The sequence below is a fragment of the Methylotetracoccus oryzae genome (assembly GCF_006175985.1).
Lineage (GTDB): Bacteria > Pseudomonadota > Gammaproteobacteria > Methylococcales > Methylococcaceae > Methylotetracoccus > Methylotetracoccus oryzae.
Map to the genome: position 1 here is coordinate 32,975 of NZ_SRSH01000009.1, position 11,585 is coordinate 44,559.

An 11,585-nucleotide genomic window follows, 5' to 3' on the forward strand; every position below is an offset into this window, starting at 1 on the left:
GCTGACGTGTTGGGTAGTGGGAGCGGGCTGGGAGGGCGAGACCGTCTGCGGGAGGGAACCCGCAGCCGAGCCTCCAGGGACGGATTCACGGCGTGTCTCGGCCTCCCGGACCGCTCCCGCGAGGGGGACGTGAACAGTTACGAAGGCACGTCGCTCGCCCTCGGCTCTTTCGATTGCGTTCAGGTAGGCAAAAGGAACTCGGGGGCGGCCCTGACCGCCGCTCGAAGCAACTGCCGACCGAGTCACGCAGCGTGCCGCAACTTCTGGCGGCGTCGCGCTATGCCTCTCCAGCCGAGCGGCCGGGGCCGGCCGATTCCGGCCCGCTGCGCCCTCTCCGAGTTCCGCCAGTGCGCTGGTGCGCACCACACGACGGAGAGTCGCGTTCAAAACGCTGATTCGTTAAACTAACGGGTTATTGTTATGCTTCGGCTCGCTGCTGAGCCCGTTCATCAACCCGCTGAACAAACCTAACCCTATGACAGAACTCGCTCTCGGCGTGCCGGGCTTCACCTACGCAGACCTTTATGATTCGGCGCGCTTGGCCGACTTGTCCCGTGAGTTCGATCGCGAACTCGAGGAACGCGACGCCGAACTCTTCAGCGCTTTTCGCGACTACCGTTCTTGCGAGGGCGAGGGGATGAGCCCCGAGGTCGTCTCGGATCTGCTGGTCCGCGCCGCACCCCATGTTGGTGCTTTCGTGGCGCGGTTGTTTCAGGTCGAAGCGACGCGGGAAGAGCAGATCCGGGCGATCTGCAATGAGTTCGATACGGTTTTCGTCTACCGCAACGATATCGTCGCGACGCTGGATAAAGCCTTCAAGGGTGTCGATCCTGCCGCGTGGCCGGATCTCGAGGCGCTGGATGTTCGCGTCGACGCGCTGTTGCAGGCGGCGACCGCTGCCGATGTGGACGCGGAAAGCCGCATGGGCCAGTTGGCTGCGCGCATCGTGTCGCTGCACCGCCACTTCGCGGCAGTGGCGTCGGACAAACCCGGTACGCTTGATGATGCCGCTGAGCGGATGGCTGCCCTGCGAGAGCAGTTGACCGCTTCGGCGGTCGCGCGGGAGGCCTTGTCCGAAACGCTGGCATTGACCGATCCGGCCGAGTTTGCCGATTCGCTGCTCCAAATGATCCGCCGCTGGAGCTTCGCCGCGCAACGCTTGCCAGCCTTCCAGCACAAGGTGCGGGGTTGGGTGAGCTTCAAGTTTCCTGCAAAGACCGATTTCACTCATCTGGTCGAACATGAGGTGCGGGAGCGTGACGGCTACGGTGCCTGGGCCGGCAGTGCGGAACATCACCGGCGGCGCGACGGCTTTGCGCTGACCGACCCGCGTTTCACAGAGCGCCGTGTGCTGTACGAGGTGGACCACTGCATCTACTGCCACGACCGCGACACGGATTCCTGTTCCAAGGGTATGCGGAACAAGAAGGACGGCAGCTACAAGGAAAATCCGCTCGGCGTAACCATCACGGGCTGTCCGCTCGAAGAAAAGATCTCAGAGATGCATCTGGTCAAGCGCCGCGGGGACAACATCGGCGCACTCGCCCTGATCACGATCGACAATCCGCTGTGCCCCGGTACCGGTCACCGGATCTGTAACGATTGCATGAAAGGTTGCATCTACCAGAAGACAGAGCCGGTCAACATTCCGCAGATCGAAACGAATGCGTTGACCGACGTGCTGTTCATGCCGTGGGGTTTCGAGATCTACAGCCTGCTGACGCGCTGGAATCCGCTGAACGTCAAGCGTCCGTACGCGCTGCCCTACAACGGCAAGAACGTGCTGATCGCTGGTCTGGGTCCGGCTGGATACACGCTGGCGCATTATCTGTCGAATGAGGGCTTCGGCGTCGTCGGGATCGATGGCTTGAAGATCGAGCCGCTGCCTAAGGAACTGGTCGGCGACTGGAAGACGCCGCCCAAGCCGATTCGCGACTTCCGTGACCTCTACGAGGATCTCGACAAGCGGATCATGCTGGGTTTCGGTGGCGTCGCCGAATACGGCATCACGGTACGCTGGGACAAGAACTTCCTAAAGGTGATTTACCTGACGCTCGCGCGGCGACGCAACTTCAGCGTCTACGGCGGCGTTCGTTTCGGCGGCACGCTGACGATCAACGAGGCCTGGGATCTCGGCTTCGACCACATTGCGATCGCTTCGGGGGCCGGCAAGCCGACCGTCATCGACATCAAGAACAATCTGATCCGGGGTATCCGCAAGGCTTCGGATTTCCTGATGGCGCTGCAGTTGACCGGCGCCGCGAAGGAATCGTCCCTGGCGAATCTGCAGGTTCGCCTGCCGGCGGGCGTCATTGGCGGTGGTCTGACAGCCGTCGATACGACAACCGAGCTGCTCGCCTATTATCCGGTGCAGGTCGAGAAGGTGTTGCACCGGTATGAAAAGCTCTGTGCCGCGTTTGGCGAGGACCGCGTGCGGAGTCGTTATGACGCGGAAGAAACCGAGATCCTCGACGAATTCCTGACGCACGGTCGAGCCATCCAGGCCGAGCGGCAGCGTGCCGCCGCGGCCGGCGAGAAGCCCAACTTCGTGCCTTTGCTGGAGCAGTGGGGCGGTGTGACGCTGTTCTACCGCAAGGGCATCAAGGATTCGCCCGCCTACCGGCAGAACCACGAGGAAATCAAGGAAGCGATGGACGAGGGGATCCTGCTCGCCGAGGGCATGAGCCCGCTGGAGGCGCTGGAGGATGCCCATGGCCATCTGCGTGCCGTTCGCTTCGAGAAGCTTGAGGAGACCGAGGGCCGCTGGAAGAAGGCGAGCGAACTCGAAGTGCCGCTGAAGAGTCTGTTCGTCGCGGCCGGAACCTCGCCCAACACGATCTACGAATCCGAGCATCCCGACACCTTCGAGATGGACCGGAAGTTCTACCAGCGCTACGAGCCCATCGCGACCGAGGCCGGCTTCGAGTTCGAGCCGGTCAGCGACACCTTGTGGCCAAAGATCGGCAAGCCGGCGCCCTTCACGTCCTACCGCCGCGGCGGGCGTTACATCACGTTCTACGGCGACAACCATCCGGTCTATGCCGGCAATGTGGTCAAGGCAATGGCCAGCGCGAAGGATGGGCATCCTTACGTCGTGCGGCTGTTCCAAAAGGAACTGGCGGCGCTGGACCCGGGCAGGCAGGCCGAGCGCGATCAGGCCCTGCAGGCGTTCCAGCGGAAGCTGGATGAGGCGTTATGCGCCTACATCGTCGAGATCAACCGGCTGACGCCGACCATCATCGAAGTCATCGTCAAGGCGCCACTGTCCGCGAAGCACTTCTGCCCGGGACAGTTCTATCGGGTCCAGAATTTCGAAGCCCTGGCGCCCGTCGTCGAGGACACCGTGCTGACCACCGAGGGTCTGGCTTTGACCGGCGCCTGGGTCGACAAGGAGCAGGGCCTGATTTCGTTGATTGCCCTCGAAATGGGCAGTTCATCCCGACTGTGCGCGACATGGAAACCCGGCGATCCCCTGGTCGTCATGGGCGTTACCGGCGCGCCGACCGAGATCCACACCGGCGGAACGGTCATGCTTGTGGGTGGCGGGCTCGGCAACGCCGTACTGTTCTCGATCGGACGGGCACTGCGCGCCGCTGGTAATCAGGTCATCTACTTCGCCGGCTATCGCAACCGCGGCGACGTATTCAAGGTGCGCGACATCGAAGCGGCTTCAGACCTGGTGATCTGGGCCGTCGACAAGACGCCGGGCGCCGAGGCGATCCCGCCGCTGCGGCCCCAGGATAAGACCTTCGTCGGCAATATCATCGAGGCGATGCTGGCCTACGCCAAAGGTGAGCTCGGCGCGACACCGATTCATCTGGACGATGTCGACCACATCATCGTGATCGGCTCCGACCGCATGATGTCGGCCGTCAAGGCGGCGCGGCACGGTGTGCTCGCTCCTTATTTGAAACCTCACCATACCGCCATCGGTTCGATCAATTCGCCAATGCAGTGCATGATGAAGGGCGTTTGTGCTCAATGCCTGTGCAAGCACGTCGATCCGGAAACCGGTGAGGAGTATTTCGTCTACTCCTGCTACAACCAGGACCAGGAACTCGACCGGGTCGATTTTCCGAATCTCTATGCGCGTTTGCGGCAGAACTCGGTCCAGGAGAAGCTGGCGGGACTGTGGCTGGATTATCTGCTCACCAAGAAGAGCGCCTGATGGGTTACCGCGGGGCGGGTGCGAGTTGTGACGTCGCGCTTGCCCCGCTCCGTTGGCCTGCATCGGTGCGGTGCTTTCGCCCGACGGGAGTTTTGGTGACTGGGTTTTGGGGTACGACGTTGAGGTTCTGACGACGCGCTCGAGCGCGCTGCTGTGGCTATCGACACGGACGGACGGTGTGGCTTTCGGCTCAGTGCGGGACCGTCAGGACTCTGGACTTCTGCGGCGCGGCTCCCCGGACATACTCATGAGGGAATCCATTGCAACTGCAACCCCAGATTCTGATCATCGATGATGAGCCGGTCAGTGCCGAGAGCCTCAAGGCGCTGCTTCACAGCGAAGGCTACTGTCTCCGCTTCGCCGCTGATGGTCCCTCAGGTCTCGAGATGGCCGAAGCGACGCCGCCCGATCTCATTCTGCTGGATGTCATGATGCCCGTGATGGACGGGTATGAGGTTTGCCGCCGCATAAGGCAAAGCTCCACTCTGGCCGAGGTCCCGGTCGTCATGGTCACCGCGCTCGACGACCGCGAATCCCGGATCGCCGGCATCGAGGCGGGGGCGGACGACTTCATCAGCAAACCGGTCAATCGTAACGAGCTGCGCGCCAGGGTCCGAACGATAACCCGGCTGAATCGTTACCGCCGCCTGTTGGCTCAGGAGTCCCAACTGCGCTGGCTGCTCGAGCAGTCCAAGGACGGCTATGTGCAGATGGATTCGAGCAACCGAATCGTCTATGCGAACCACAAGGCGTGTTTGTTCCTGGGCCTCGATCCGTCGAAACTGGAGGAGCAGGGCGATTTCCTTGCCAAGGCGCGGCAGCAGTACAACCTGGAGCCTCCGGCCGCCTGGGGTGCGTGGGAGGCCCGCAAATCCCATGAGCCGCTGTATTTGGTGCGACCCGAATCCGAGGTTGCGGCCGCATTCTGGATCGGCGTGGATGAGCTGCAGTGCAACGACTGCGGGCCTCTCGGACGTCTGGTGCAACTGCGCGACGTCAGCGCCGAGATGGCCAGTGTCATCGATACCGCCAAACTGAGCCGCCTGATTCCGCACAAGCTCAATACGCCGCTGAATCATATTGCGATGAGCTTGTCGTTGCTGGAAGAGGTACTCAAGGGGCATCCGCTCGAGGCAGACGCCACCGAGTTGCTGACGATCGCACGCGGCGCATCTCAGCAGCTCAACGAGTCGGTCGCTCACATCATGAGTTACATGAGCGTGTCGATGGGGCACCGCCAGCGTGGCAGGTTGGAAATTGCCGAAGCCGAAGCCGTACTCCGCGAGGTTGGTGACGCGTTGGAGTTCGCGCGGGCCGATATCCGCTTCGCGTCGGATGGCGTAGTGTCTCGTCTCGCGATCGAGCGTTCCGCGCTGTCGTTGCTGTTGCACGAGATTCTGGACAACGCGAGGAAGTTCCACCCGGAGCGGCGGCCCGTGATCGACGTCAGCGTGGATGCCGCGCGGTCGGGCAAGGTGCGGCTGCGGGTGGCGGACGATGGGGTCTGCCTCTCCCCGTCACAGATCGAACGGGCGTTTCAGCCGTTCGATCAGGCCGAAAAGTATGCCACCGGAGAAACGCCAGGCATCGGCCTGGGGCTGCCATTGGTGCGCCGCTTGATCTGGCAGGTCGGCGGGGATGTGCGGCTGTTGAATCGCGAGGATGGACCGGGCGTCGTTGTCGAGGTGGAACTGCCCGCCGCGGTCTGATCCCTGGGTATGCGGTCCCGCTAGTCGCGGTGAAATGCCGGGCTGAGCTCATGCACGGCAGCGATCATCGCACCGGCATGTTCCGGGTCTACATCCGGCAGGATGCCGTGACCCAGATTGAAGACATGGCCCGGTGCGCGGCCGTATTCCTGCAATACACGGCGCACTTCGTCGCGTATCACGTCCCGGGATGCGTAAAGCGTCATCGGGTCGAGATTGCCTTGCAGTGCGACCCGGTCGCCAACCCGGGCACGCGCTTCTCCGAGGTCGGTGGTCCAATCCAGGCCGAGTGCATCGAATCCCGCAGAGGCCATGCTGTTCAGCCACTGTCCTCCGCCTTTGGTAAAGAACACCGCGGGAATCCGGCGGTCTTCGTTCTCGCGGTTCAGTCGTTCTGCGACTCGCGCGGCATAGTCCAGCGAGAAGCTTCGATAATGGTGGTGGGCCAGGGTTCCGCCCCAGGTATCGAAGATCATGACGGCGTCTACGCCGGCGGCGATCTGCGCATTCAGATACAGCGCGACGGCATCCGCCAGCTTCGCCAGCAGGGCGTGCAGCAGGGATGGATTTTCGTAGAGCAATCCCTTGATCCGGCGAAAGTCGCGACTGCTCCCGCCTTCGACCATGTAGGTTGCCAGGGTCCACGGGCTGCCGGAGAAACCGATCAGCGGAACCCGCCCCTTTAGCTCGCGCTGGATGAGCCGCACGGCCGCCATGACGTAGTCGAGGTTCTGCTCCGGGTCCGGGATCGGGAGATTGCGGATGTCCTCGGCCCGCCTGACCGGATTGCTGAAGCGAGGACCTTCGCCTTCGACGAAGGTCAGGCCGAGGCCCATGGCGTCCGGTATCGTCAGGATGTCGGAGAAGAGGATGGCTGCGTCCAGCGGATAGCGTTCCAGCGGTTGCAGTGTGACTTCGCAGGCGAGTTCCGGGTTCGTACACAAGCCCATGAAGCTCCCGGCGAGTTCGCGCACCCGGCGATATTCCGGCAGGTAGCGGCCCGCCTGGCGCATCATCCAGACAGGGGTCCGGTCCGTGGGTTGGCGCAGCAGTGCGCGGATCAGGGTGTCGTTCTCTAGCAGCATGACAGGGTTCCGGCGGCGGCTGCGAAGGATCGGGCCGAGCGTCGTCCGAACCCGAGCGGATAAGGGTGGGGGCCGAGCCTCAACTGGAAAGGATCTCGGTCAGTGTCGCTTCGACCGTGGCCGAGTCGATTTCGAGCGGCAGGGTTGCGGTACCGATGCCTTCGAGCAGAATCAGGCGTAGTTTGCCGTCGACGTTCTTCTTGTCGACCGCCATCAGTTCCAGCATGCGTCCTGCGGACAGCTGTCCCGGTTCGAGTTGCGTCGGCAGGCCGGCAGATCGCAGCAGGCTCTCGATACGCCCGACCCCATCGTAACCGAGCCAACCGAGGCGGTGCGACAGCCGAGCCGCCATGCAGGTTCCAATGGCGACTGCCTCCCCGTGGAGATAGGTACCATACCCGCAGCCAGTCTCGATGGCGTGTCCGAAGGTATGGCCGAGATTCAGGGTCGCGCGTACCCCCGTTTCCCGCTCGTCCGCCGCGACGACCGCCGCCTTGTTCCGGCACGACTGTTCGATCGCGTGGGCGAGCGCTTCCGGCTCGCGCTGCACGAGTGCCTTGATGTTGGCCTCGATCCACTCGAAAAACGCGGGGTCGCGGATCAGTCCGTACTTGATCACCTCGGCGAGACCGGCGCTCAGCTCGCGGTCGGGCAAAGTGCACAGCGTGCCCGTATCGGCGATGACGGCCAGCGGCTGGTAAAAGGCGCCGATCATGTTCTTGCCGCGCGGGTGGTTAACCCCGGTCTTTCCACCGACCGAGGAGTCGACTTGCGCCAGGAGTGTCGTGGGGATCTGCACGAAGGGTATGCCGCGCTGGTAGCAGGCTGCGGCGAAGCCTCCCAGATCGCCGATGACTCCGCCGCCCAGGGCGACCAGTGTAGCGTTGCGACTGAAGCGTCGTTCCAGCAGACGGTCCCAGATTTCCGCTGCCGAATCCAGTGTCTTGTACGCCTCTCCGTCCGGAAGGATCAGCTGCTCGATGCGGCGGTCGCCCAGAGCGGCGTTCACCCGGGCCAGATAAAGGGGCGCCACCGTCGCGTTGGTCAGCAGCAGAACCTGCTGCGAGCTGACATGCCGCGCCAGCAGTTCGGCACGATCGATCAGTTCGCGTCCGATGTAGATCGGGTAGCTTCTGTCGCCGAGCTCGACATTCAGCGTCTTCATGTGTCGCCCCGCCCGCTGCAGGCATTCTGATAGGCCTTGGCGATGGACCGGACGGCGGCCTGTCCCGACAGTAAACCCGTGTCGACGGTCACATCCGCGATCTCGGTGTAGAGCGGCTCACGCTCATGGAACAGATCTTCGAGGCGTTGGCGCGGGTCGGCCGTATTGAGCAGCGGGCGGTGCGAGTCGCGTTGGGTGCGTTCGAGTTGTTTCTCGATGCTGCACTTCAGATACGCCACGAAGCCTCGCCGTCGCAGCAGGGCACGGTTCTCGGGCAGGATGACGGCGCCCCCGCCGGTGGCCAGGACGATTTCGTCGCGCGCGCTCAGCTGCGCCAGCATCTCGGCTTCGCGGCGTCGGAAGCCCGCTTCGCCTTCGTATTCGAAGATCATCGGTATCGTGACACCGGTCCGTCGTTCGATTTCCCGGTCGCTGTCGACGAAGTCGCGGCCGAAAGTCTTGGCGAGCAACTTGCCGATGGTCGACTTGCCGGCGCCCATCGGACCGATCAGGAAGATATTCACGTTGACGGCACAGCTCTCGAAACTGGGGCGCAAATCATAGCACGGTGCCCCGCCTGCGGCGGACGCCTTGGGCCTGCATGCGGTTAGCGCGCGGCACCGAGGCTGTCGTTCAGCAGCTTCGGGGTGATGAAAATCAGCAGTTCGCGCTTGTTGTCCTGCACTTCGTCGCGGCGGAAGAAGAAACCGATGCCGGGCAGATCGCCGAAGAACGGGACCTTGTCCACCGTGTTGATGTTGTCGGTTTCGTATATGCCACCCAGCACGACGGTCTCGCCATTGGCAACCTGGGCCGTCGTCTGAATCTCGCGCTTTTCGATGATGATGTTGCCATTCGTCGTCGTGCCGCCGGGTGTGTCCTTTTTGATCAGCAAGTCCATCAGCACGAAATCGTCAGGCGTGATGTGCGGTGTGACGTTGAGTTCGAGTACGACTTCCTTGAACTGGACATTCTGTACGGGCAGGCCCCCGGTCGTGCCCTGCTGGGTGATCTGGACCGGTATCTCGACACCCTGCTTGATGGTGGCCTTGGTCTGGTCCCCGGTAATGACCCGCGGATTCGACAACAGTTCGCTGCGCCCGACGCGCTGTGCCGCCGACAGTTCCAGGTCGAGCAGATAATCCCCGGCTTTCAGCAGCGTGAATCCGGCTGCCGCCGGCGTCACGAAACTGCCGCCTTTGGCGGCGAGATCGACCAGAGCGCTGCCGTAGGTTGCGCCCTGCGTGGCGTCGACGGGCAGCACGCCCTCGGTCGGTACCAGGTAGGCACGCTGGGTTTGCAAGGCACCGGGCACGACCCGGTTGAGTCCTATCTTGGCGCCCAGTTCCCGGAAGAAGTCGTTGCGGGCGATCACGATACGCGACTCGATCAACACCTGCCGAACCGACTTGTCCAGTTGATTGATCAGGTCGCGGATCCGCTCCAGGTTGCGGGCCGTGTCCTTGACGATGAGTTGGTTCGTGCGCGGGTCCACGGTGACGTTCCCGCGGCCCGACAAAATCGATTGCGTCACTTCGGCCGTGGCGGGTCCTTCCGGTGGTTCGTTCAGGTTGCGGAGGTCCTTCAGCGTTGTCGGGTCCGAACGCATCGGTGTGGTCTGGTCGATGGTGCCCATCAGCACCTTCTTGATCTCGTCGGCACGGGTGTATTTGATCTGGATGATCTCGGTGCGCAGCGGCTCCAGGTCCTCGACGATGCGTTGGGCTTCCAGGTCCTCCTTTTCCAGGCGATTGATCTCGTCTGTGGGTGCGACCCGAATGATGTTGCCATCCTGGCGCTTGGCCAGGCCTTTGGATTTCAGCACCAGATCCAGGGCCTGATCCCACGGGACCTCGTTCAGACGCAGCGTGACATTGCCTTGGACGCTGTCGCTGGCGACGATGTTGAGGTTCGTGAAGTCAGCCAGGATTTGCAGCACCGAGCGGACCGGAATGTCCTGAAAATTCAGCGACAGGCGCTCGCCCGAATACTTGATGCCCCGCTTCTTGCTGACTTCTTCGCGTTCGGCGCGGCTCAGTGGCCGGAGTTCGACCGTCAGCACTGTGTCGGTTTGATAGCTCGAGTAGTCGTAGTCGGCCGTGCCCGGCGTAATGACCACTTTCGTGCCGGAACTCGCATCGATGGAGCGGACGGGGGTGGCGAAGTCGGTCACATCGTACTGCCGGGCAACCTGGGACGGTATCGTCGAACCAGGCAGCGTAACGACGATGCGTCCGCCTTCCGGACGCACGTTGACTGCGGCATCGCGGTCGCTCAGCGTGATGATCACGCGCCCCTCGCCACGATCGCCGCGGCGAAAATCGATGCGGTTTACCCGCGAAACGCCGATCGGATCGCGCATGGCTGCCGGTGCGGCATAGCCGGGACTGATCTGGCGGCTGGGCGCTAGCGGTGGATTCGGCGCGCGCCGGTAGGCGCCGTGGGACTGGTCTCCCGTTTTCAGTGTCAATCGGAAGCCGTTGCCTTCGACTTCGCCGGCATAGGGAACCATCGACGCGAGATTCAGAATGACCCGTGTACGACCACCGGCTTCGATCGCCTGCAGGGATTCCGCGCCGTGGGACCGCACCGGAATGAGCGTCTGTTTGAGCCCGTTCCGCGCGCCCGGGAAATCGATCGCCAGCCGAGTCGGATTCTCGGTCATGAACATGCGGGGTGTTGCGATGGGGCTGTCGAAGCTGAACCGGAACGTCAGGTCGCCGTCGGCGGAGGTTGAGAAATCGACGTCCCGTAGCGTACTCAGCTGGGCCCACGCGGGCGCTCCCGCATGGACCAGCAGTACCAGCGCGAAGTACAGCCAGCGTCCAACGCGACTGCGGCCGGGGAAGCGAGTGTGGGTGGGGGGGCAGGGTATCCCTTTCATCGCGTTTTTCGTTCTGCGTCGGGGGTGGCCGAGTCATTCAGGTCGAGGGCAGCCTGCCGCTCTTCCCATGACCCGTTGTTCACGGAAACCAGTTCAACCAGAAAGATGTGGTCGGACGTGATTTCCTGGATTCGCCCGTAGTTCCGCCCCATATGGTTACCAGGGCGTACGCGGTAGATTGTTCCATCGGCTGCCTTGACCAAGCCCCAAAGGGCCCCCTGAAGTCTGATGGTGCCAACCATGCGCAGGCTGTCGAGTTCGTATGCCTCCAGGTCTTCCTTGGTGCGTGAAAGATCCGGGCGGGGTCCAGCGACCGGATGCGGCCGCTCGCTGGTTTCTTCCTTCGCCTCCGCACGGGCGAATGGATCTCTGCGTCCGCTGCCCTCGAAGGTGAATGGCTCGATGGAATGGAATTCCGGCAGCGGTTCGATCCTGCCCTGCTTCCGCGACTTCACTTCGGTGACATACGCCTGCAAATCGCTGATCTCATCGTCCGCGCAGCCGGCAAGCGCTGCCAGGGCACACCACAACGTGGCCCATCCCAGGCGCCGGGGATGTGTTTGTGTTCCTGATC

At 62.8% G+C, this 11,585-nt stretch carries 7 protein-coding genes; 2 read left to right on the forward strand and 5 right to left on the reverse strand.

From position 1 onward, the window contains the following. The first annotated feature begins 475 nt into the window (after window positions 1-475). Both BWR02_RS10450 and BWR02_RS10455 read left to right on the forward strand, forming a co-directional pair. The gene (locus BWR02_RS10450; protein ID WP_139557699.1) at window positions 476-4,168 is read left to right on the forward strand and encodes an FAD-dependent oxidoreductase; all 3,693 of its coding nucleotides are present in this window, start codon (window positions 476-478) and stop codon (window positions 4,166-4,168) included. 260 nt (window positions 4,169-4,428) lie between these two features. Continuing rightward, window positions 4,429-5,877 (forward strand): response regulator, encoded by a 1,449-nt coding sequence (locus BWR02_RS10455; RefSeq protein WP_139557701.1) that lies wholly within the window; start codon window positions 4,429-4,431, stop codon window positions 5,875-5,877. A 20-nt stretch (window positions 5,878-5,897) separates the two neighbouring features. Here BWR02_RS10455 and hemE read toward each other — a convergent pair whose 3' ends face one another. The 5 genes from hemE to BWR02_RS10480 all read right to left on the reverse strand — a co-directional run bounded on the left by hemE (window position 5,898) and on the right by BWR02_RS10480 (window position 11,541). Next, window positions 5,898-6,962, reverse strand: a complete 1,065-nt coding sequence (gene hemE / locus BWR02_RS10460) for a uroporphyrinogen decarboxylase (RefSeq protein ID WP_139557703.1) — start codon at window positions 6,960-6,962, stop codon at window positions 5,898-5,900. A 79-nt stretch (window positions 6,963-7,041) separates the two neighbouring features. Next, entirely contained in the window at window positions 7,042-8,127 is a 1,086-nt protein-coding gene (aroB, locus tag BWR02_RS10465) for a 3-dehydroquinate synthase (protein WP_139557705.1), read from the reverse strand. Continuing rightward, on the reverse strand, window positions 8,124-8,651 hold the full coding sequence (aroK, locus tag BWR02_RS10470) for a shikimate kinase AroK (protein ID WP_328591517.1): 528 nt from the start codon (window positions 8,649-8,651) through the stop codon (window positions 8,124-8,126). Before aroK ends, aroB begins: the two co-directional genes overlap by 4 nt. 83 nt (window positions 8,652-8,734) lie before the next feature. Beyond that, entirely contained in the window at window positions 8,735-11,011 is a 2,277-nt protein-coding gene (locus BWR02_RS10475; protein ID WP_139557707.1) for a type IV pilus secretin PilQ, read from the reverse strand. Then, the gene (locus BWR02_RS10480) at window positions 11,008-11,541 is read right to left on the reverse strand and encodes a pilus assembly protein PilP (RefSeq protein ID WP_236102120.1); all 534 of its coding nucleotides are present in this window, start codon (window positions 11,539-11,541) and stop codon (window positions 11,008-11,010) included. Before BWR02_RS10480 ends, BWR02_RS10475 begins: the two co-directional genes overlap by 4 nt. Window positions 11,542-11,585 lie beyond the last annotated feature (44 nt).